The 23,966-nt window shown below is 37.2% G+C and carries 19 protein-coding genes and 1 pseudogene; 16 read left to right on the forward strand and 4 right to left on the reverse strand.

Annotated features, from left to right (window positions below; genetic code table 11):
• Positions 1-45 precede the first annotated feature (45 nt).
• Positions 46-534 carry a peptidylprolyl isomerase gene (locus tag IPM14_00710; protein ID MBK9096643.1) on the reverse strand — a complete coding sequence of 163 codons (489 nt, stop codon included), beginning with the start codon at positions 532-534 and terminating at the stop codon, positions 46-48.
• Between the two features lie 125 nt (positions 535-659).
• Between IPM14_00710 and IPM14_00715 the strand changes: the two genes are divergently transcribed.
• Entirely contained in the window at positions 660-2,303 is a 1,644-nt protein-coding gene (locus IPM14_00715) for a M1 family metallopeptidase (GenBank protein ID MBK9096644.1), read from the forward strand.
• Between the two features lie 128 nt (positions 2,304-2,431).
• Here the strand turns inward: IPM14_00715 and IPM14_00720 are convergent, their stop codons facing one another.
• Positions 2,432-3,769, reverse strand: a complete 1,338-nt coding sequence (locus IPM14_00720; GenBank protein ID MBK9096645.1) for a T9SS type A sorting domain-containing protein — start codon at positions 3,767-3,769, stop codon at positions 2,432-2,434.
• A gap of 185 nt (positions 3,770-3,954) precedes the next feature.
• On the opposite strand from IPM14_00720, the gene IPM14_00725 reads away from it, so the two are divergent.
• A complete protein-coding gene (locus tag IPM14_00725) occupies positions 3,955-5,040 on the forward strand; it encodes a S9 family peptidase (protein MBK9096646.1) in 1,086 nt (361 codons plus the stop codon).
• Positions 5,041-5,279: 239 nt separating this feature from the next.
• Positions 5,280-5,651: a hypothetical protein gene (locus IPM14_00730; protein ID MBK9096647.1), complete on the forward strand. Its 372-nt coding sequence runs from the start codon at positions 5,280-5,282 to the stop codon at positions 5,649-5,651.
• A 97-nt stretch (positions 5,652-5,748) separates the two neighbouring features.
• Here IPM14_00730 and IPM14_00735 read toward each other — a convergent pair whose 3' ends face one another.
• Positions 5,749-6,654, reverse strand: coding sequence for a MerR family transcriptional regulator (locus IPM14_00735; GenBank protein MBK9096648.1), 906 nt, complete (start codon positions 6,652-6,654; stop codon positions 5,749-5,751).
• A gap of 257 nt (positions 6,655-6,911) precedes the next feature.
• Between IPM14_00735 and IPM14_00740 the strand changes: the two genes are divergently transcribed.
• The 9 genes from IPM14_00740 (at position 6,912) to IPM14_00780 (ending at position 16,240) form a co-directional block, all read left to right on the forward strand.
• On the forward strand, positions 6,912-7,502 hold the full coding sequence (locus tag IPM14_00740; protein MBK9096649.1) for a sigma-70 family RNA polymerase sigma factor: 591 nt from the start codon (positions 6,912-6,914) through the stop codon (positions 7,500-7,502).
• Positions 7,503-7,531: 29 nt separating this feature from the next.
• Positions 7,532-9,259 (forward strand): DUF4397 domain-containing protein, encoded by a 1,728-nt coding sequence (locus IPM14_00745; GenBank protein MBK9096650.1) that lies wholly within the window; start codon positions 7,532-7,534, stop codon positions 9,257-9,259.
• 197 nt (positions 9,260-9,456) lie between these two features.
• A complete protein-coding gene (gene crtI, locus IPM14_00750) occupies positions 9,457-10,938 on the forward strand; it encodes a phytoene desaturase (protein ID MBK9096651.1) in 1,482 nt (493 codons plus the stop codon).
• On the forward strand, positions 10,916-11,761 hold the full coding sequence (locus tag IPM14_00755) for a phytoene/squalene synthase family protein (GenBank protein ID MBK9096652.1): 846 nt from the start codon (positions 10,916-10,918) through the stop codon (positions 11,759-11,761). The genes crtI and IPM14_00755 overlap by 23 nt, the downstream gene beginning before the upstream one ends.
• Complete coding sequence (locus IPM14_00760; GenBank protein MBK9096653.1) at positions 11,762-12,451, forward strand: lycopene cyclase domain-containing protein; 690 nt, start codon at positions 11,762-11,764, stop codon at positions 12,449-12,451.
• Positions 12,438-13,421, forward strand: a complete 984-nt coding sequence (locus IPM14_00765) for an aromatic ring-hydroxylating dioxygenase subunit alpha (protein ID MBK9096654.1) — start codon at positions 12,438-12,440, stop codon at positions 13,419-13,421. The genes IPM14_00760 and IPM14_00765 overlap by 14 nt, the downstream gene beginning before the upstream one ends.
• Positions 13,418-14,155 (forward strand): class I SAM-dependent methyltransferase, encoded by a 738-nt coding sequence (locus IPM14_00770; protein MBK9096655.1) that lies wholly within the window; start codon positions 13,418-13,420, stop codon positions 14,153-14,155. Before IPM14_00765 ends, IPM14_00770 begins: the two co-directional genes overlap by 4 nt.
• Before the next feature lie 2 nt (positions 14,156-14,157).
• Entirely contained in the window at positions 14,158-15,672 is a 1,515-nt protein-coding gene (locus IPM14_00775; GenBank protein MBK9096656.1) for an oleate hydratase, read from the forward strand.
• 91 nt (positions 15,673-15,763) lie between these two features.
• Positions 15,764-16,240 carry a hypothetical protein gene (locus tag IPM14_00780; protein MBK9096657.1) on the forward strand — a complete coding sequence of 159 codons (477 nt, stop codon included), beginning with the start codon at positions 15,764-15,766 and terminating at the stop codon, positions 16,238-16,240.
• 60 nt (positions 16,241-16,300) lie between these two features.
• Here IPM14_00780 and msrA read toward each other — a convergent pair whose 3' ends face one another.
• Positions 16,301-16,939, reverse strand: coding sequence for a peptide-methionine (S)-S-oxide reductase MsrA (msrA, locus tag IPM14_00785; protein MBK9096658.1), 639 nt, complete (start codon positions 16,937-16,939; stop codon positions 16,301-16,303).
• 517 nt (positions 16,940-17,456) lie between these two features.
• Between msrA and IPM14_00790 the strand changes: the two genes are divergently transcribed.
• From IPM14_00790 to IPM14_00805, 4 genes and pseudogenes are all read left to right on the forward strand, one after another.
• The gene (locus IPM14_00790; protein ID MBK9096659.1) at positions 17,457-18,554 is read left to right on the forward strand and encodes a T9SS type A sorting domain-containing protein; all 1,098 of its coding nucleotides are present in this window, start codon (positions 17,457-17,459) and stop codon (positions 18,552-18,554) included.
• Between the two features lie 77 nt (positions 18,555-18,631).
• The gene (locus IPM14_00795; GenBank protein MBK9096660.1) at positions 18,632-19,621 is read left to right on the forward strand and encodes a LacI family DNA-binding transcriptional regulator; all 990 of its coding nucleotides are present in this window, start codon (positions 18,632-18,634) and stop codon (positions 19,619-19,621) included.
• Between the two features lie 11 nt (positions 19,622-19,632).
• Positions 19,633-22,007 (forward strand): annotated as a pseudogene (locus tag IPM14_00800) (glycosyl transferase family 36).
• Between the two features lie 44 nt (positions 22,008-22,051).
• The gene (locus IPM14_00805) at positions 22,052-23,959 is read left to right on the forward strand and encodes a T9SS type A sorting domain-containing protein (protein MBK9096661.1); all 1,908 of its coding nucleotides are present in this window, start codon (positions 22,052-22,054) and stop codon (positions 23,957-23,959) included.
• The last annotated feature ends 7 nt before the right edge of the window (positions 23,960-23,966 follow it).

A 23,966-nucleotide genomic window follows, 5' to 3' on the forward strand; every position in this document is an offset into this window, starting at 1 on the left:
TGCACTTTGAGATTGCTTCGCTTCACTCGCAATGACATACTCTGATCAGTGATGATGATGCCCGCCGGGACCATGAACGTGTCCATGTGAAATTTCTTCGGGAGTTGCATCTCGCACATCAAGAAGATGAACATCAAACTCGAGATCTTTTCCTGCAAGGGGGTGGTTAAAGTTTACTGTTATATCTTCATCATCAATTTTCGTAATCACAAACTGTATATGCTGACCTTCAGGTGAATGTGCAAAGTAAGTCATCCCGATTTCAAGTTCAGCTTCTTCGGGAAATAAGCTGCGGTTCACTTTCTGAATTGCGTTCTCATCATACTCGCCGTAAGCATCTGCAGCAGCAAGCTTAACATTTTTTTTGCTTCCGATAATCATACTGCCGAGAGCTTCTTCAAGTCCGGGCAGAACCTGCATATTACCCGTTATGAAAGAAAACGGTCCGCCATTATCAGTTGAGTCAAGCAGATTTCCTTCTTTGTCTTTTAGAGTATAGTTAAACGTTATGACTTTATTAGCAACTAACGCCATTATTGCTCCTTTAAATTTTAAAATTGGCTGTCATTTTACGATTTATATGAAGGAAAACCAATGCAATCATCTTTCAAATCAATTATTTATTTTTGAATGCAACAAAAAAAATATAATTATCAACAATGAAACACATAATTGTTTCTCTCATTATCTCTCTTTTCTGTTCTGCTCAGTTTTTCTCACAATTTGGTTCACAGGATTCGGGCGGTCCGCTCACTCCCGAATGGGCTGCATATGATATTAAATTCTATAATATCAATCTTGATATTAATCCCGATAAACAAATAATAAAAGGTTGGGTTGGTGTAACTGCAGAAGCTGTCACAAATATGAAAGAGTTTGTTCTTGATCTCGATGACAGATACAGAATTACAAAAATTGTATTCGATTCTCCAAACGAGTACAAAGAACTTTCGTTCAAACACGAAAGCGGAAAAATAAAAATTCAATTGCCGGTTGAAATAGCAGAAGGAAATTCATTCACAGTAAAAGTTTACTACAACGGTAAACCGAGAGTTGCAGAAAATCCTCCATGGGATGATGGATTCGTCTGGTCAAAAACAAAAAGCGGAGAACACTGGATTGGTGTAACCTGTCAGGGCGGTGGAGCCGATGCGTGGTGGCCCTGCAAAGATCATCCTTCCGATGAACCGGATTCTGTCTTGCTTAACTGGACTGTTCCGGGAAATTTGATTTGCGCATCAAACGGAAAGCTGAGATATATTCTCGACAACAAAGAAGGAACAAAAACTTTTAGCTGGTTTGTTTCAACACCGATAAATAATTACGGCATTTCAATTCACGCTGCACCGTACGATACTATTCAATACAATTACGCGAGTGTAACAGGAGAAGAAATCCCGGTAACTATCTGGGTCTTACCGGAAAATATGGAAAAGGCAAGAGAGCACTGCCCTGAATTTTTAGTTCACTTAAGATGGTATGAAGAGCTTCTTGGTCCTTATCCTTTCCGTGCAGATAAATACGGTGTCGCAGCGACTCCTTACCTTGGAATGGAACATCAAACTATTATTGCAAACGGTTATGGTTACAGAGATGATCAATTTGGGTTTGACTGGCTGCATCATCACGAGCTTGGACACGAGTGGTGGGGGAATATGGTAACTGCAAAAGACTGGAGCGATTTTTGGATTCACGAAGCAATTTGTGGTTATATGCAGACGCTTTACATTGAAGATAAACTCCCGGACAGAAGTCCCTCCGCATTTATGATGAACTGGAAGCTCTGGAAAAATGAACAACCGGTTGCCCCAAGAAAAGAAATGACAAGCAACGAGGCATATACGAATGATATGTACTCGAAAGGGTCTTATGTACTTCACACACTTCGGTACTATGTCGGTGATGAAACATTCAAAAAGATTTTAAGAAGATGGGCATATCCAAATCCGAAAATGGAAGAAATAAAAAACGGCGCTCAGTGCAGGTTTGCAACTACTGATGATTTCCTTGAAATCGCAGAAAAAGTTTCCGGTCGTGAACTCGATTGGTTCTGGGAAGTATACTTTAGACAGGCATCGCTTCCGGTTCTTAAAACAAAAATTGATAACGGTTTTCTTTATCTCGAATGGAAAATCGAAAACGATCTTCCGTTCTCCGTTCCCGTTGAGGTTCAATTAGGAGATGAAATAGTAAAAGTAGAAATGCGTGAAGGTGCCGGCTCGGTAAAAATTCCGGATGGAGTCGAACCGGTAATTGATCCGGTCAAATGGATAACGATGAGTGATGTAGAAATAAGTAGGTAATAACTAAAAATATTTTTGAAGGTTTTTCCCCTCCTGCCAGAGGAGGGGATTAAGGGAGGAGGGAGATTTTCACCACCCCGTCACTAAAGTGACACCCCTCCTCATAAATGAGGAGGGGATAAGTATAATTATTTTATCAAAACCATTTTTCTGGTTTCAATATAACTGCCGGCTTTGAGCTGATAAAAATAGATCCCGCTTGGCAGGCCGTTTCCATCAAATTCAACTTGATACTCGCCGGCTGGTTTTTCTTCGTTAACGAGTTTTGCAATTTCTTTGCCGAGAATGTCATAAACTTTTAGTGTAACCAATATGTCTCTCTGAGCTTGTCGAAAAGTGACGGGGGGAATGCTATATTTTATTTTTGTACTTGGGTTGAATGGGTTCGGGTAGTTTTGTTCTAGTCTAAAATCATTAATAACTACTGAATTATCTTGTTTATCCGTTGATAGAACGAGCCCGTTTTTGTTAAAAGCAACTACTCCGTCACCCCAGGTACTAAACCAAATATTATCTTTACTATCTATGATCATATCAGAAAATCTATAGTCAATGGTATCCCTGTAAGCAGACCATAAACCTTCTGAATATTCATACACACAATTATACCAACACACCCAAAGGTTATCGTTTGAGTCTACTAACAACTTTTGAGCAGAACCAATAATGGAATCTGGATTTGGATGGAAAACAAACATGCTGTCATTAATTTGTACTATTCCCCCAAATCCTGTTTGAGGGACGCCTGTCACATACCAAATATTTCCTTTTTTGTCCGCTACCATGGTAGATATTCCCTCGGGTGGTAAGTACGCTGGATATATTTCCCAATTAGTACCATCAAAGCAAAAAATTGCTCTTCCGTTAATTCCAGATGAGATCCCCCAGATTTTCCCATTTGAATCACAGGTTATTTGTCTTACATAATTATATGGCAAAGGCGAGTTAGATGTGTCATATACAGTCCAATTGTTTCCATCGAATTTGTTAAGACCTTGACCTTCTCTCAGACCCCCGCCACACCATAAATTATTGTTTTTATCCACTGAGACTGCCCACATTGCTCCATCTAAGAATTGTGTTTCCCAATCAATACTATTAGTTTTTATTAACCAAGGAGATTCAAGAGATAACCAGACATATCCTGCTGAATCACCATGAATAGCAACAATATCACTTCCCAAGTCAGGATAATCATTAGAGGTATAGCAAGCAGAATTTTTTAGGTCCCAAACACAAACGGCGTGATGAGCAAGCCAAAGCCTTTCTTCCTTATCAATTCCAATACAATAAAAAGTATTTTGCGGCACAGTGGAGTTTTGGGTATTAAATACTTTCCACTCTCCAACTTGAGAATATGTGGTCTGATAAAATGATAACAAAGCAGTGATAACCACGAATGATGTTTTAAAACTAAACTTAGTTTGTTGTATAAAAACCAGGAGAGATATTTTAAGGAGTTGCATTGTTCTACCCTGTAGTTAATAAAACTTGTTACAAACAAAGTAAACTTTTTGCAGAATGTCAATTTTCTTTTTCCCCTCCTCTTCAAAAGAGGAAAGGTATTCCGCTTTATCGGGAGGGGGTGGTGTTTATTTTTCACTATTTTTATGTATAAAGATTTTCAATCACTCATAAAAAAGGTGATAAAATGAAAAAACTGAATATTGTTTTCATCTTAACCATAGTGCTAACCGTTTTTCTTTCTGTAGCCACGAATTCACAAATTGATTCGGTAATCATATCAAAAATAGATTCGCTTATAAAGTATAACGAAACTCTTGAGCACAGGCTCGATGTTCTTCAAAAAAATATTGACGATGTTTTGTGGTTCGAAAGAGTGGGTGATGTTGCATTCATTGATAAAGTATTTATGACCGGTCCGCCGAAATGGAAAGAAACTGATACAACTGATCCTGCGTTTGGTAATCCAGTTAAGTTCTGGTCGTATGTTTTCATTCCGAAGGATATTGATTACAATAAAAAATATCCATTGATAGTCCTTCCGCATGGTGGTGTGCACGCTGATTTTACAACTTACCACACTCATATAATTAAAGAGCTGATGTATCAGCAATACATAGTTGTTGCGGCAGAGTACCGCGGAAGCACCGGCTATGGCAAATCACATTTTGAAAAAATTGATTACGGCGGAAGAGAAGTTGAAGATGTTGATTCGAGCAGAAAGTTTATGCTTGATAATTATGAATTTGTTGATCCGGAGAGAGTCGGCATTGTTGGATGGAGTCACGGCGGATTAATCACGCTGATGAGCATCTTCGATTATCCTGAAAAATATAAAGTTGCTTTTGCCGGAGTTCCCGTAAGCGATTTGATAACTCGTTTAAATTATATGGATGAAGATTACAGGAAATTATATTCTGCAGATTACCACATCGGACAGAAAGTTGAAGAAAATCCTGAAGAATATAAAAGAAGATCTCCGGTTCACAATGCATATAAACTTCAAACTCCGCTGCTTATTCACACAAACACAAACGATGAAGATGTACGAGTAGTTGAAGTTAAAATGCTGATCGATACACTCAAATCTTTAAACAAAGATTTTCAGTATGAAGTGTTTGAAGAATTGCCCGGCGGACATTCATTCGACAGACAGGATACAAAACTGGCAGTATCAATCCGATTGAAGATCTATAAATTCATCGAAAAGTATCTTAATCCGCCAAGAACTTTTAACAGTGTTGAAGAAATTAGAAAATCTGCTTACAGGTAGACAAATTTGACCGGTTACTTGCTATCTGTTAAATAATCGCTGAATTGCGGGTTTCTGGGTGACAAGTTTGTCATCAGGGTTATCCATTATTAATTGATTCCGTTTTTTCCTCTTTCATTTTTACCTGTTCGTTCCAATAAATTCCTCGAAATTGCTACTTTTTGATATATATCATTGAAAATTAAAGGAATAATATTTGTGAAAATCAGAATAAACAATTTTTATAAAATCAATAAACAATGGTAAGATTCCTCGCAATAATAATTCTAATCGCTGGTGTTGGTGGCGGCATTTATTATCTTCTCTCGATGGAAAAGACGGAGGACATTAAAGTCACAGGTAAGCTTCAGATCTCCCAGCAGCCGGGAAAATATGTGCAAGCATCCGAAGGTTCGGGCGAATCTTATTTTGCTGTAGTTGAGGGGAAGATACGCAACAATCTCGGCAAGCCGATAAAAAATGTTTTTATTAAGTATATGATTGCCGGGGAAGAAACAAGTGCAACCGTTTTTGATTTGGCTCCTGGTCAGGAGATGAAATTCAACACGCGGGGTGTTAGCACTACTGCCTCACATCCTGAATATGACTTTATCGGTATATACTACGATTAGTAAATCCTTACTCATCAGTTTTCCACTCTTAAGCAAAACGACTTAATTACTCTGCCTGGTTTTTCAAATTCGGAAAGGAAATTTTCCGATAAGAAAATTAGTTGTATTTGTTTTCGCGGATAGCTTCTAATTCCATTCTCAACTGTTTTGTATTCTTCACTACAATAGCACCCATATTATCTAACACATCCAGATAACCTTCAGCAGCTCTGCCGCCAACAACCATATTAACTCCCTGCGGTAAAATCTGGTAAAGCTTTTTTAGTTCAACTTTTAAATGTGGATCGTCGTTTGGATAAACAATGCTTAATGCAACAACTCTCGCTTCCAGATGAGATACGACCGCAGCAATCTCTTCCGCGGGTAAACCAGATCCAAGATAAATAACTTTCCATCCCGATGAAGCGGCAACAACTCCGGCAATTAATGCTCCTAGCTCATGTTCCTGGCCTAAAGGTGTTGCTGAAATAATCACGGGTGCCGAGCTGCCAATAGAATAAGATTCGAGCAAATTAAAAAGGAATGAGCGAACAACTGAAGAAGCAAGATGTTCGTTAGCAACTCTTATTTCACCTTCGTGCCAGAGATCGCCAACTTTATAGACAAGAGGAATTACAAGCTGTTCTATTAATATTGGTTGAGTTAATCTGGCAGAAGCATTCAATAAAATTGATTCCAGCTTTTTCGCATTGTAATTTTTGATTGCCTCTAAACACTCATTAAATATTTCATCAATATTTGTATCTGTTGCTGCAGATGAAAAACCATTTCGGTTTTCTATTACGCTTAGTCCCTCTTTAGAGAGAAGATTCTTCAACTCCGGCAAAGACAAATTTGCGATCCCGCCGATGTGGTGCCCCAGATGTAAAGCATCATTGAGCAATTTTAGTTTTTCTATGTCCTCTTCAGAATAGAGACGGCGATTGGTGTCCGTTCTGTCCGGTTCGACGACGTTATATCTCTTTTCCCAGGCTCTGATAACATGCACACTAAGCCCGGTCATTTGACTGACCACCTTTATAGGGTATTTATAGTTATTTGTCATATTCAAAATTACGAAATGTCTAATTTTTGTCCAAATTAACAGATTTATTAATAAAATATTTCTAAATTCACTCATTTCAACAAATTTGCCGATTTTTAGTTCCAAATTAGCTATTTATAATTTATGTACATAAAAGACTTGACAAATATTAGACAATATATTATATTTGTCTAAAAAATTTAGACAATTTATAAACACGCTAAAAAGAGGATAAAATGAACAACTTAAAAAATAATGAAGACAGCATATTTGTCAGCAACTTTAAAGATGAAGAGTTTATTCGCGAAGCAATGCCACACGAAAACGCATTATATAACTATGCACTCAAAATAGCAGGGAACTCAGATGATGCACAGGACCTGGTTCAGGAAACTTACTACAAGGCTTACAGACACTTTGATAAATTCCAGATAGGGACCAACAGCAAAGCTTGGATGTTCATGATTCTGAAAAACTCATTTATTAATGACTACAGAAAATCCAAGCGCGAGCCTTACAAATTAGATTACGAGCAGATACAAAACTTTTACGAGAACGTGAAATCAGATCGTGCCGAAGAAAATAATTTGGATAAAGAATTTTACAATGATCTTTTAGATGATGAACTTACTGCGGCAATTGACCAGTTACCGACCAAAATGAGGGAAGTGTTTCTTCTTTGTGATCTGGATGGAAACAGCTATGAAGAAACAGCTGAACTTGTTGGTTGTCCGGTTGGAACAGTAAGATCAAGATTGCATCGTGCGCGGCACATGCTTCAGGAAACATTAATGGACTACGCTAAAGACAAAGGCTTCTTAAACTAATTTAATACCATAAATCAAGGAGATATAAAATGAAAACTATCAAAATTCTATTAACGACAATTTTATTAATCGGGATAAATTTCACATTTGCTCAAACTGCAAGACTGCAGGTTATACACAACGCTGCGGACCCCGGAGCTGTTGCGGTTGACATATATTTAAATGGCTCTATACTTCTGGACAACTTTGGCTTCAGAGAAGCGACCCCCTTTGTCGATGCACCAGCCGGGACACCAATAAACATAGGTGTTGCTGGTCCAAATAGCACGTCTGCTGCAGACACTATTAAAAACTTCAATGTAACTTTGGCTGCAAATGAAACCTATGTTGCTATTGCAAATGGTGTTTTAGATCCGAATTCTTTTGCTTCAAATCCGGATGGACGCAGCACCGCTTTTACATTATTCATTAAGGCAATGGCAAGAGAAAATGGAACAAGTTCTGATGTCGACTTTTTTGTATTGCATGGATCCACAGATGCACCGACAGTTGATGTTTTAGCTAGAAGAGTTGCTGCTCTCGTCGACAATGCCGGCTATGGAGATATTACAAATTATATTACCGTTCCTGCTGCATCTTATATTTTAGATGTTACACCGGGCGACGACAATTCGGCAATTGTCGCTTCATTCGAAGCTGACTTAAGCGGCCTGGGTGGTGGTGCTGCAGTTGTTTTTGCTTCTGGTTTCCTGAATCCAATGCAAAATCAGGATGGAGAAGCATTCGGAATATTTGTTGCATTACCAAATGGAACTGTTGTTGAATTTCCTTCTGTTCAGCTTTCACGATTGCAGGTAATACACAATGCTGCTGATGTCGCTGCTGAAAATGTTGATATATATTTAAATGGCAGTTTATTATTGAATGACTTTGCTTTCAGAACTGCTACACCTTTCATTGATGCACCTGCAAATGTTGATTTAAATATCGGAATTGCTCCACCTAACAGTACTTCTGTTGATGATACCTTGGCAAACTTTACTGCTAATCTTGTTAACGGTGAAACTTACGTTCTAATTGCTAATGGTGTTTTGGACCCTAACTCTTACGCGGCTAACCCTGATGGAAGAAATATTTCATTTACACTTTTTGCAAACACTGATGCTCGTGAAAGTGCTAATAGTGGAAACGTTGACTTTTTTGTAATTCATGGTTCAACCGACGCTCCAACTGTTGATGTTATTGCAAGAGGTGTTGCTACGTTAGTAGATAACGCTGCTTATGGTGATATCACTGGTTATATTTCTGTTCCACCAGGAAATTACACATTAGATTTGACCTTAGCTGATGGAATAACTTTAGTACAATCATATTGGGCAGATCTCAGAACTCTCGGTGGCGGAAGTGCTGTTGTATTTGCTTCCGGATTTCTAGATCCTTCAGCTAACCAGAATGGTGAAGCTTTCGGAATTTTCTTTGCGCTTGCTGATGGAACTGTTGGTCAATTTCCTGAAGGAGTTGCAAGCGTAGAAAATATTTCTGGAGTAACTCCGGATAACTATACTCTTGCACAGAATTATCCAAATCCGTTTAACCCGAGCACAACCATCAATTTTACAATTCCGAATAGTGAATTTGTAACGTTGAAAGTATTCAATATACTTGGAAGCGAAGTTGCTACTTTGGTCAATGAAAATTTAACTGCGGGTGCTTACAGATTTAGCTTTGAAGCGCAGAACCTGGCTTCCGGTGTTTATCTCTACGAGTTGACCGCTGGTAGCTTTAGAGAAATCAAAAAAATGAATCTTCTTAAATAAATAATAAAAAAAGTAATGAGGATAACTGCCTGTAATAAAAGTTCTGATGTTCAAATGTTAACCAAGACACGTAATTTATACGCAGACATTTTTGAAACTAATTCGCAGGTAGTATCCTCATTTAATATAAATTTAACAGAATCTAATTTTGGAAAACATTATCTTATATCAACCTCATCAGTCGTAAAATTTATAAAATGAAAAGCGTAGTTATCATAGGATCCGGTCTCGGTGGTTTGTCAACCGCTTTAAGACTTTCTCATAAGGGTTACGACGTAACCATTCTTGAGAAGCATTCAATTCCTGGTGGAAGATTAAACATAATCGAGCAGGATGGTTTTCGCTTTGATATGGGTCCGTCTTTTATGAGTATGACTTATGAGCTTGATGAATTATTTAAAAGTGTTGATATGAAAGTTCCTATTGAGCTTGAAGAGCTCGAACCGCTATACCAGGTATTTTTTGAAGGACAAGAAAAACCACGACTCATTTACAAAGATTTACCGAAACTTGGTGAAGAGTTTAAAGATATTGAACCAAACCTTGAAGAGAATGCAAAGAAATATCTTGAACGTGCAGGACAATTCTTTCACGATACGGTTGATAAAGTTGTAAAATCCAATTTTGAAAACAAGCTTGATTACGTTTTGAAACTGACACGTGTTCCTTTGAAGCATCTTCCATATCTTCAGAGAAATATGTGGGTAGAAGTCGAAAAACATTTTACATCCGAAGAAGTTAAGGTGATATTCTCGCTTGTTGCTTTCTTTCTTGGTTCAACTCCATTTCAGACGCCGGCAATTTATTCTCTGCTCAACTACACAGAGATGAAACACAACGGATACTGGAAAGTTAAAGGCGGAATGTATCGTCTTGTTGAAGAGCTGGTAAAGATATTAAATGAAAAAGGAGTGAAGATAGTTTATAATACAGAGATAGTAAGTGTTGGCGACAATAACGGCAAGCTGTATGAATTGATTGATCAGAATGGGAAGAAATGGAGCGCTGATATTTTCATTTCAAATTCTGATGCGGCTTCTTTCAGAGGAAAAATATTGAATCGCGAAAAATTCAGTGAAGAAAAACTTGACCAGATGCATTGGACACTTGCGCCTTTCACAATATATCTCGGTGTGAAAGGAAAGATAGACAAGCTTACTCATCACAATTATTTTCTCGGAAGCAATTTCAGAGGATATGCTGATACGATTTTCACTTCTTCGATTAGTCCGCAGAAACCGTATTACTATGTAAATGCGCTTTCAAAATCAGAAGCGAGCTGTGCACCGGAAGGATGCGAAAACCTATTCATTCTTTGTCCGGTTCCTGATCTTCGCTACAAAAAATCGTGGGAAGACAAAGAAGAGCTTGCACAAAATATTATCGACGATCTTTCAAACAGAGTTGGCTTTGATATTCAGAGCAACATCATAACTAAAAAAATATTAGCTCCCGATGACTGGGCAAAAATGCTCAATCTTTATAAAGGATCGGGACTCGGTCTTGCACACGACATAAATCAGGTTGGTGCGTTCAGACCAAAAAATAAAGACGAAAAACTTTCAAACTTATATTATGTTGGCGCATCGACAACGCCCGGGACTGGTTTACCAATGGTTATCATTAGTTCAAAATTAGTAACGGAGAGGATAGAAAATGACTTTTCAACATTACACTAATACCAGCTACAAGCTGAGTAAAAAATTAACTACTGCTTACAGCACTTCTTTCAGTCTCGGGATAAAGGTTTTTAAACCGGAATATCGAGATCCCATTTTTGCTATCTACGGATTCGTCCGTGTTGCCGATGAAATTGTTGATACTTTTCATTCATACGACAAAGAATATCTGCTTGAAAAATTTACAAACGATACATGGGAAGCAATAAACACCGGTGTTTCCACAAACCCTGTTTTACATTCATTCCAGAAGGTTGTTAACGACTATAGAGTTGACCGCAAGCTGATTTCTGCTTTCCTGAAAAGCATGGAGATGGATCTTTCTCGCTCTTCATACAACAGGGAAAATTATGATGAATACATTTACGGCTCAGCGGAAGTTGTTGGCTTGATGTGTCTTAAAGTTTTTGTTGACGGCGATGAAAAGAAATACAAAGAGCTTGAACATTCAGCGCGAATGCTTGGCGCTGCATTTCAGAAAGTGAACTTCCTGAGAGATATCCAGAGTGATATTAATGACAGGGGAAGAATTTATCTGCCCGGCGTTCATCACATTGATTACATTGATGACCACAACAAAGCCATGCTTGAAAAGGAAGTTGAAGCTGAATTTAAAGAAGCATTCCACGGAATAATCCATCTCCCGATTGCAGTAAAGCTCGGAGTTTATTCGGCTTATCTTTATTACCTGATGCTCTTCAAAAAAATTAAGCGGCTGGATGTTGAGCAGTTAAGAAGAAAGCGTGTAAGAATTTCTAACCTGTATAAATTTTACCTGCTGATAAAATCTTATTTTGAAGTAAAGGTTTTAAAGTCCACTTAGTTGAGCATCGAGTATCTAATATTTAACGCTATCGTTATCAGCGGTCCGGCATTTTTCGGCTCGCTAAAGTGCTGTTATGTCTGGAATCATCTGAAGACAATGTTAATTGCAATTGTCATCCCTGCAATTCCCTTTCTTATTTGGGATGCACTTGTTGCCGGCACTCACTGGCATTTTAACTCTGAATATGTATCGGGAATAAAAATTATAAATCTTCCCATTGAAGAAATTTTATTCTTCATTACCGTTCCGTTCGCCTGCCTGTTCACGTGGGAAATGATAATCAGAAGAGCTAAAGAAAAACAAATTGATCTGCAATGGCTTAGACTGCTTCTTTATCTTGCTCTGCCTGCTGGAATTTATTTCTTCTCAATAGGAAAACAGTACACAGGATTAACTCTATCTTTCATATTTCTTGCGAACCTTGTTGATCAGTTTCTGAAAACAAATCTGCTTTTCGATAAACGATTCTATTTTTACCTTCTGCTTATCGTTATTTTTACATTGATCTTTAACGGCTATTTAACGTGGCGTCCGGTTGTTACATACGGAGTTGAGTATCAGCTTGATTTCAGAATTATCACTATTCCGGTTGAAGATTTTTTCTATGGAATATCTTTGCTGTGGATGAACACGAGTCTTTATAAATATTTACTAAGAAAAAACGGTATTATAAATGTTAACAAATAAATGGTATCTGGTTTGTCCTTCCGATGAACTGAAGAATGAAGTCAAACAATATAAAATTCTCGGACAGGAAATAATTCTTTTTCGAAATCCCGATAACACAATCACTGCACTTGAAGACAGATGCTGTCACAGAAACGTAAACCTTTCTTTGGGTTATCTGGATAAAGAAAGAGTTGTCTGCGGTTACCATGGATGGGAGTACGATAAAACAGGATCTTGTGTAAAAATTCCTTCGCAGCTTCCCGGAGATAAAATTCCACCGACAGCTAAAATAAAAACTTATCCCGTTCAGGATTTTAACAAGTGGGTGTGGATTTTTATTGGCGAGGCAGAAAAAGCAAGTGAAGTTAAACCAACAAACATTCCCGAAATGAACGAGTGGCCGTTCACATATAAAGCTTACACAATCAAAGCTGATCTTGAAACAACTGCTGAAAGTTTGATTGACCCTTATCATATCGCTTATGTTCATCGCAACTCGATAAAATCTTTTATGGGACAAATACAGGAACATCCTGCAGACTTCAACCTTAAAATTCTTGATGACGGCGTTGAAGGATTTTACAAACGTGCCAACGTCGGAACGGTTGCTGAGAAAACTTATTTCGGAAATGAAGAAAACATCGGGACGAGAATCAGGTTTTATTATCCAAATATTTCCCGTCTCGAAATTCGTTTCAAGCAAAGAATTTTATTAATCCTCGAACATGTCTACCAGGTCGATGACGATCACGTAAATATGATGCAGATAACATTGTGGAAAAATATTTTCCCGAAATTTCCCGCGTTTGCAAAATGGTTTATGGGAAGAAAATCGGAGAAGATTGTAACGGAGGATATTGATTTCCTCGCATCGAATCAGAAAATATTAAAACGTGCGGGGGACAACCTTCACGAAGTAAGTGTAAAGGGCGACGAAGTATCATTGAGTTTCAGAAGATTCTGGAGAAAGAAACTTCAAGGGGAATGATGATTCAATCCACACCCGATTCATTGATCCAGAATAAGAAAGAAGTTCCATCCGAGTTTAACAGGATTGCGAAGCGATACGACATTGCAACTTTCTTGAGCCAGGGTTACCAGAAAGATCTGCAAACAAGTGTTGACAGGATGAATCTGAATGGGAACGAATATCTTGCCGATCTCTGCTGTGGAACGGGGAAGTCAACAATCGCCTGTCTGAATAATCTTCCAAACGGAAAGGTCATCGGTATTGACAACTCGGAGGGAATGCTTGAAGCCGCGAGAGAAAAACTAATTCCAAAATTCGGCAAAGATAAAGTTTCTTTCGCTCAGCAGGATGTAATGAATCTCAATCTGGCGGATAACAGTCTCGATGCAATTTTTATGGCTTACGGAATTCGCAATATGACAGACTTTGAAATGTGTATCAAAAACCTTCATAGTATTTTAAAGCCAGGAGGAAAAATCTGTTTTCACGAATATGCAATCAGCAAATCTTTCGCATCAAAACTTTACTGGAAATTTTTAGGATACTTTTTGATAATTCCTTTTGCGGGATTAACAACGGGTTCAACAAAAATTTTCCGTTATCTGATTAAAAGTGTTGAGACATTTCTTTCTCCAAATGAATTTATATACCTACTGAAGAAAGCAGGATTTGAAAACATAAAACATACTCCTCTCGGAAGCTGGCGGAAACCTGTGTTATATACATTTATAGCACAAAAACCATCTCAATAACTATGAGCATAAAATCCATAATAGCAAAACGAATCGAGAAAAAACTCGGCGGATACAAAATCCAGCTAAATAAAATTGATTCTTCTCTTCCGGAAAAACTTTCTCACGAGAAAAGTGTTGGAATTATTGGCGGAGGACTGGCGGGTGTTTCTGCTGCAATCTTTCTCGCAGAAAGAGGATTCAAAGTTAAGATTTTTGAAAAAGAAAAATATCTCGGCGGGAAAGTTGGTTCATGGCCGGTAAAGTTTGACGATGGTTATTCAACACAAGTTGAACACGGCTTTCACGCATTCTTCAGACAGTATTACAACCTTCGCAATCTTTTGAAGAAAATTGATTCTTACAAATATCTCATCCCGATTGATGATTATTTAATTCTAACAAAAGATCACGGCAATTACGGATTTAAGAATCTCGACACAGTTCCTGTGCTGAATATTCTAAGTATGGCAAAAACGGGAATTTACTCCTACAAAGATGCTATGCTGAATCCAGGTTTCAGAAAGATGACTTCGCTGCTGAATTATAGCCGCGAAAAAACGTTTTCAAAGTTTGATAATGTTTCGTTCAAAGATTTTGCTGATGATGTGAAACTTCCGCCGGAAATGAGATTGATGTTTACCACCTTCTCCCGTGCGTTTTTTGCTGAACCGCAATACATCTCAATGGCAGAGCTGATAAAAAGTTTTCATTCATATTTTCTTAGTAACGATCTCGGTTTATTGTACGATGTTCTAAATGATGATTTTGAGGACACGCTCTGGAAACCAGCAAAAAATTATTTGAGCAAATACAAATCAACAATATCGCTTGATTCGAGAATTACTTCATTTAAAAAAGATGGAGATCAATTTATAATCAATGATGAGCGATTTGATTATGCGATCATCGCATCGGACGTTAAAGGAACAAAGAGCATCATTCGATATTCTGATTATTTCAAAAACGGACATCCGAACTTCTACAATCAAATGACAAACCTTAAGCAGTCACAAAGATATTCTGTTTTGAGAGTCTGGATTGATAAAGATATACGACAGGGGGTACCGTTCTTCATTTTCACAGACGCATTAAAAATTCTTGACTCAGTTACAATCTATCATCGAATGGAAAAGTCAAGCGAAGAATGGGAGAAGAAAAACGGTGGTGGAATTTTCGAACTTCATTCCTATGCTGTGCCGGATGATTTTCCAAAAGAAGATATAAGAAATCAATTCCTCAAAGAGTTTGAAGAATATTTCCCGGAGATAAAAGGTTACAAAGTAAAATACGAATACTTGCAGGTGAAAGATGACTTCACAGCATTTCACACAAACCTTTACAAAACTCGCCCTGCCGTAAAAACCGAAGTTGATAATTTATTTCTTGCTGGTGACTGGGTGAAGCTTGAAAGTCCGGCAATGCTGATGGAAGCTGCAACAACATCTGCAATAGTTGCGGCAAATTCAATATTAAATAAAGAAGGATTAAAAGAGGAACAAATTTATTCCGTCCCTTTAAAGGGCGTCCTTGCATGATGATTTTTGTAAATAGTCTTCCATTCAATATTTTTGACCAGGCATTTTTTATAACTAAACTATCACAAAAATTTTATCTGGGAGATTCTTTATGAAAAAAACATTATTGCTTTTTGTATTCTTTGCTTGTTCCATCAGTTTTGCACAAATAGAGAGTTTTGATCAAACATATATTGACGGAATAAAAAAAGATGTTAAGGGAACGTTTACGGAGATTGTGAAACAGAATCTGAAATTAAGTGATGATGAGGCAAAGGCATTCTGGCCCTTATATGAAGAGTATATGGCTGCCCGCAACCCTATATTTGAGGAAAGAGTGAGCCTTACTGAGGAATATATGATGAACTATTATGCAATGGATGATGCAACAGCAAAAGATCTTATAAGTAAAGCTATCAAGTCGAATCAGGACTTATTGGATTTGAGAAAAAAATATATGGATAAAATGTTTGAACAGCTGCCCGCTCCGGTTGTTGGAAAATTTTTCCAGCTCGATAACAGAGTTTCTGCCTTGGTAGACTTGGTTCGAATGTCTTCAACACCATTAGTTCGTGACGAAGAAAAGTAAGACTTCAGTTTAAAACTAAAAGCCCCTGTTCAGAACAGGGGTTTTATTTTTGATCATTCTTCATTTCTTTAATTTATCTTTAAAAACCTTTCTAAATTTCTCAAGTTTTGGTGCGATTACAAACGCACAGTAACCCTGATTTGGATTATTGTTATAATAATCCTGATGATAATTTTCCGCTGGGAAGTAATTTGACAACGGAGCTATTTCTGTAACGAGTGGTTTGTCCCATGCCCCTGATTTATCTAACTCTTCTTTATATTTTTCAGCAAGTTGTTTTTGCTCTTCATTATGATAAAAGATAACTGAACGGTACTGCGGACCAACATCGTTTCCCTGACGGTTTAGGGTTGTCGGATCGTGGGTCTTCCAGAAAACTTCCAGTAATTCATCATAGCTGATTAAAGAAGGATCATAAGTTATCTGTGTTACTTCTGCATGACCTGTTGTTCCAGTGCAAACTTCTTCATAAGTTGGATTAAGAACATGGCCGCCTGCATATCCTGAAACTACCGATTGAACACCGTTTAAATTTTCGAATAGTGCTTCAGTACACCAGAAGCAACCGGAACCGAATGTTGCTTTCTGAAATTTTGTTGAGTCCATTAATTCTCCTTTGACTTTTATTTTATTCGCTTTTACATCCTCAAATTTATGCTGACATCCAAAAATTGAAACTGCTAATATTAAAATGAACATCAAAATATTTTTCAATTTAATCTAACCTTGAATTAGTAATTAATTATATGAATAAAGATGATCGTAAGTTGATCATTTTTCAAGTGAAATGTTTGGGTGTAAATTTCACGCAACTTGCAAACCAGCCTGACAGACTTTCAATGATGTGCTGATCCAGAGGAATGGGAAATACAGGCTAGTTTCTGAAATGAGCTTTTTGTAGTAGGCTTATTACTTCCTATACATACTATCGCTTAAATCTCATATTCAATGGAATCTTTTTAATATTTTCAAATCACAATTCATTCAATAAAATAGCCATACAGATTGATTTTTATTTTTTTTCAGTTTCCGTTAAAAACTTCTTGACAATTTGATTATTATTTACTATTATAAAGTTGCAATGTAAACGTTTACATGTGGGTATTTTCTTTTTCAGTATAGAATCGTTGGTTAACTATTAAAGATGAATCAAGATTTTGATCTTTCTCTTAATGTTCTATAATTAATTTATTATCCATTAACCATCGGAGGTCATATGAAATTCTTTCTTCTTTTCTTGTTTTTATCCATTCCTGTTTCGTTGTTTGCTCAGGCCACTGTTAATTTTGAAACTAACGGGAATAATTGGGAGTGGATTCTTTTCCAACCTGATAAAGCAACTTTTGATGTCGTTGCAAATCCAAGTGTTGGTGGTTTAAACACAACGGATAGCTGTGCTATGCTTCAAATTACTGATATCACCGCAGACCCTTGGTCTGGTGTTTTTAGCGCTGATTTTCCTGATTTTACTTTTGATGCCACCAATTGTTATGTTAGAATTTTGGTTTATAAGGATCATATATCAAATGTTGGCTTAAAAATAGAACCTGCACGTACCTCAGATTACAATATACCAAATACCCTTATTAATCAATGGGAAGAAATATGGTTTGATTATTCAGCGTATATTGGTAGTCAAGCAGCTACGTTAGTAGTTATTCCAGATTTCTCTACAGGTCCCCCAAGACCATATACCAGCACAAGCTATTTTGATCAAATTAGTTTTAGTGCTAATGTTCCAGTTGAACTAACATCATTTACTGCGCAATATATAGGAAATACAACCCAGCTAAATTGGACAACTGCTACCGAATTAAACAATTTAGGCTTTGACATTGAGAGAAGTACAAATGGTAGTGACTTTGTAATGATCGATTTTGTTTTCGGTAAAGGAACAACGACTGAAATACAGAATTATACTTACGTAGATAAAACTACTTTACCAAATACAAACTATTCTTACAGGTTAAAGCAAATTGACTATAATGGTAACTATCATTTTTCAGAAGTTGTTAATTTGGGTGAGTCCAATCCTGTAAATTTTGAACTTGCACAGAACTATCCGAATCCATTTAATCCATCGACAACAATTAGTATTGGCTTACCAGTTCAGTCCAATGTAACTCTGGATATTTATAACATTGTTGGTGAAAGAGTTGCATCGTTGTATGGAGGTCAATTGGCTGCGGGAAATTATAATTATACTTTTGATGCTTCGAATCTTCCCTCGGGTATTTACGTATCTGTATTAAGTGCAGTTGGTCAGGATGGTAATAGTTCTACTCTTAGCAGAAAAATGACTTTGCTTAAGTAACTAGCTTATTGACGTTGAGAGGCACAGTTTGATACTTTTCGGGCTGTGCCTTTTAATTAAGAGTAGGTTATGATTCTATGGCAGCAACTATTAAGGAAATTGCGGCGGAAGCAAAGGTATCGATTGCTACTGTATCAAGAGCCCTAAATAATGATCCAAGGGTTACTAAAGAGAGACGCTCGCAGATATCAAGAATCGCTAAAAGGTTAGAATACAGACCCAACCTGCTGGCACGTAACTTCGCACGGAAAAAATCTAACTTGGTTGGATTAATCCTTCCTGAAATCTCCGATGAATATTTTACTGAAATTATTAAAGGAGTTGATGAAACTGTATTCTCTCAAAACCTTTTTACTTTAGTTGCAAGTTCACATAAGTATAAAAGTCTTGAGAATGAAATAATTACCCTAATAAAGAATAGTCTTATTTCAGGATTAATTCTTCTGGTTTCCAACCTCGATGAAAAATTGTTTTCAATACTATCAAAAAGTCATTTACCTGTAGTTGTAATTAATTCTAATAACAGGTTTAAAAAGTTTGATCGGGTTGGCATAGACAACTACCAGGGCTCTTATTCTATGACGACATACCTGATTAATAAAAAACATTATGACTTTCTTGCACATATAACAGGACCTCTGGATAATGATGATGCTCAATTGAGAAGAAGTGGTTTTATAGATGCTTGTAAAAAATACAAGATGAAATATATTATTGAAGAGGGCGATTTTTCCAGAGAGGGTGGATTTGCTGCTTGTAAAAATTTGCTCGATCGTTCAAAACCTCCAAAAGTTATATTCGCAGCAAATGATATGATGGCAATTGGTTGTTATGACTATCTGAAGCAAAGTAATATTCAAATTCCCCGGGAAGTGGGTGTTGTTGGATTCGATGATATTTTTGTCTCACAGTATCTCACGCCACCGCTCACTACGGTTAAAGTAAATATTGAAGAGGTTGGTAAAAAAGCTGCTGAGCTTTTACTTAGGAAAATGCAAAGCACTAATGGAATACAATCTTCGGTAATCAATATTCCTACAGAATTAGTAATAAGAGAATCTTGTTAACTATTAAAGCAATGTCAAACTTCAAAACTAAATATGGACACTTTTCTGATGATGGCAATGAATACATCATCACGAATCATTTAACTCCCAAACCCTGGATAAATGTAATATCAAACGGTGATTATGGTTTAGTAATCTCGCAATCAGGAGGGGGATTCAGCTGGCTAACGCATTCAGAATTTAATCGACTTAACAGATGGCATCAGGATTTAGTAAAGGATGATTGGGGAAAATATTTTTACTTCAAGAGTGACGAATCTGGAGAAATTTGGTCACCGACCTGGATGCCTGTCAAAACAGAGCTTGATTTCTACCAGGTTAAATATGGTTTTGGCTATACACAATTTGAAAGTGAGTTTAAAGGCATTCGAATTTTGCTTACGGTTTTTGTTCCATTGAATGAACAAATTGAAATCTGGAATTTTAAGATTCAGAATAAGAACAACTCGAAAGTTAAACTTTCGGTGTATTCTTATTTTGAATGGTGCCTCGGTTCTTCATCAGATCACCACAGAGAATTTCATAAAACTTTTTTAGAAACAGAGTTCCATCCTGAACTAAACTGTATGATTGCATCAAAGCGGTTATGGGAAATTCCTTTAAGTAAAAGAGGTCATTGGAATATTCAATATCCTTACAAAGGATTTATTTCTTGTTCAAAACCAATTACAGATTATGATGGCGATAAAGAATCATTTGTTGGTAAATACGGCTCAGTTGAAAAACCAGGCAAACTAAACGCCTATGAGCTTGGTAGAAAGTTGGGTAAATGGAATGACTCGACGGCAGTTGTCAAAACACAACTTGAAATTAATGCCAATCAAAAAGATGAATTAAATTTCTTTATCGGGATAAAGAAAAATCAAAATGAAATTAAAAAAACATTAAAAAAATTTCAATACTCATCAGCGATTCGTTCATCGCTTGAAGAAGCTAAAAAAAGCTGGCTTGAGAGGTTTGGTCAATTGGTTGTTAATACTCCGGATGATGCTTTGAATTTGATGGTCAATAAGTGGCTAAAGTATCAGGCAATTTGTGGTAGATTGTGGGCCCGAACTGCATACTACCAACAAAGTGGTGCTTTCGGTTTTAGAGATCAGCTACAGGATAGTTTAGTATTTCTTCCAATTGATCCTTCGCAAACAAAAAAGCAAATCAGGTTACATGCTGCGCATCAATTTAAAGATGGGACAGTACTGCATTGGTGGCACCCACTAACTGAAACAGGACTTCCGACCAAAATGACTGATGATTTACTCTGGCTGCCATTTGTGGTTCTTCACTACGTAAATGAGACGGGTGACTACAGGATTTTGAAATTAAGAGAACGTACTATGACGATCCTAAGGTAGAAGCATCAATATTTGATCACTGTGTTGCTGCCATCGAGAGAGTATTAAAAAGATTTAGTAAGCGCGGATTACCATTGATTGGTGCTGGTGATTGGAATGACGGATTAAGTGCAGTCGGTTTAGATATGAAGGGTGAATCAATCTGGTTGGCTGAGTTTTTCTATCTCGTTCTTAAAGACTTCTCATCGTTGTGTGATGATATTGGCAAGAAAAAACTATCGAACAGATATCTGGCTAAATCAAACGCATTACAAAAGACATTTGAAAAATACGCCTGGGATGGCCAATGGTTCTTCCGCGCAACAAAAGATAACGGGGAAAAAATAGGAAGTAAGACAAATAAAGAAGGTAAAATTTATCTTAATGCTCAAACCTGGTCAGTAATCAGTGGAATTGCTTCTGAAGACAAACAGAATAAAGCAATGGAATCCGTTACAAAACATTTGCTGAAAAAAAATGGGACTCTTTTACTTTATCCAGCTTATACAAAACCTGATGAAATGATTGGTTACTTATCAAGATATGCACCTGGAAGAAGAGAAAATGGAGGGGTTTATACTCATGCAGCTACATGGTCAATTTGGGCATATTCCTTACTTAAGCAGAATAATAATTCTTTTGAAGCATTTAAAAGATTATGCCCCGTTTATAATGGTATGAATCCCGATGAATACAATGCTGAACCTTATGTCACACCCGGGAACATTGATGGACCCGATTCACCAAATTATGGAATGGGTGGTTGGACCTGGTACACAGGTTCGGCAGCGTGGTTTCAAAAAGTAATTGTTGATTGGATATTGGGAGTGCGTGCAACTAAAGATGGTTTGATCATTGATCCATGTGTCCCTGCAGATTGGAAATCATACACTGTTACCAGGGCATTCAGAAATACAAAGTACAATATCAATGTTATTAACGAATCTGGTACAGGTAAAAATGTGAAGTATATGGTGGTAGATGGAAAAAGAATAGATGAAAACATTTTAAATGTTAAGAATAATAAGACCGTAGAAGTTAAAGTTTATCTATAATCAATCTAATTAACATAATCTCTAATTAATAGAAGGAGAGTAAAATGAAAACTCATAACACTGTTTTTTTAAGTGTCCTTTTAATTCTTCTGTTACAAGGAATATTGCTGGCTCAATATCCTGTAAGAGAAGACGTGGTGTGGGCGAGGACTGCACCTGCTGGTTCTATAACCATGGATGGTGTTCTGAATGAACCGGAGTGGGCAACTGCAGAATCAATTCCACTTAACTATGGTGAGATGGGATTGCTTCCAACCAGTGGTTGGCGTTCTGAATTTCAGGAAGATGCAATAACAGACTCGACTCACGCTACAATCAAATTTCTTGTAACCTCTGATAACCAATTATGGCTGGGATTTGATATTCCCGATTCATCAGTTGGTGGGAATCAGGACTGGGCGAGATGGGACGGAATATTAATGTGTATAAAAGACAAGTTAACTTTAGATCCATTGATCAATAATGCCCCGGCCGTAGAATATTTTTATACGTGGTGGTATATAAATATACCAACGTACGTCGTTCCCGGCGCTCCACCAAGATTTATTGGTAGATACGGCAACTTTGATGATACAACAAGAACCCCGGAACAAGTTGCTGCATGGAATGCTAAGACAATTGTAAACGGAACATCAAATGATGCCGGAAGAGATGAGGGCTGGACCGTTGAGATGCGAATGGATCTGGCTGTAGTTGGATATGATGTTACACAACCTGCTGGAGATATTGTGATGTTAAACTTTAGCATTTGGGATTGCGATTACCTTTTTGAAGGCGATCCGGCAAAGATCAACACAACAAGAACACATTTCCAGTCTCCATGGGGAAATACAAACGCGAACAACTGCGCAAGAATCCATGCTCGGCCTGATGTCACTACTACAAGTGGGACACTTCCTGGTGTGGACCCCGATGTCGTTCTGCCAAACAATACTACTTTTTCAGATCCAGTGATAGATGGAGTAATAAATGAAGAAGTATGGTTGGGTTCTTATAAATTTGAAATGGCTTGGGACGATAACAATATTAAATACAGTTATCCTGGCATTGGTCCATTTGTTAGTGGTCATTTTCAACCTGAAATAGGTGGTAATCCAAGACCGCCTGTGCTTGACCCATCTTACGGAAAGATTCATATGTTCTTCAAAGATAACTATCTCTATTTAGCTGCTGATATTAATGATGGAAGAGTGCAGGGTTTAGAGGAATATGATAAAATTGATGGGTTGAGACTGATGATTGGCGATAGAGCAACAAATAACGATGACCATAATATGGTTGTGAGACAAATGCGAATCAATTTTGATTTGACAGGTCAGCCAGCAGCGTATGAATTCTTGCAAACATTAATAGATTCAAATAAAGCCGAATTTGCTGTAGGATTAAAAGGCTCAACCACTGTAAATAATAATACAGATGTTGATGAAGGTTATCAGATAGAACTGAAAATAGATCTCACAGGTTTAGGTTATGCTTCAGGACTTGGAGATAAATTAATATTTCTTGGTGCAGATTTGTTTGATGGTGACTCATTCGATGACCCGCTGAATGATTATGGTTCACGCACCTGGTGGTTCAGAGAGCACGATGGCGGACCTGCACTTGTATGGGCTTATCTGGATCCGAATAAGCCAGTTGGTGTTGAAAATGAAGTTGTTGGCATTGTTCCAAACTCAATTGAGATCTATGGCAACTATCCTAATCCATTTAATCCATCAACTTTAATAAAATATTCAATTCCAGTGTCCGGTACTGTAACAATTTCGGTGTTCAATGTTTTAGGTGAACTTGTACAGACAGCAAGTCTGTTCAACAATGCAGGATTAAATGAATATAGTTTTAATGCTTCTGATCTTTCAACGGGAGCTTACTTTTACACAATCTCTTTAGATAACTTGACTTCCGGAAATAATTTTCAAAATAAATCCGGAAAGATGATCTTGATGAAGTAACTTATTC

This window comes from bacterium, from assembly GCA_016716565.1.
In the GTDB taxonomy this organism is placed as follows: Bacteria; Bacteroidota; Ignavibacteria; order Ignavibacteriales; family Ignavibacteriaceae; genus IGN2.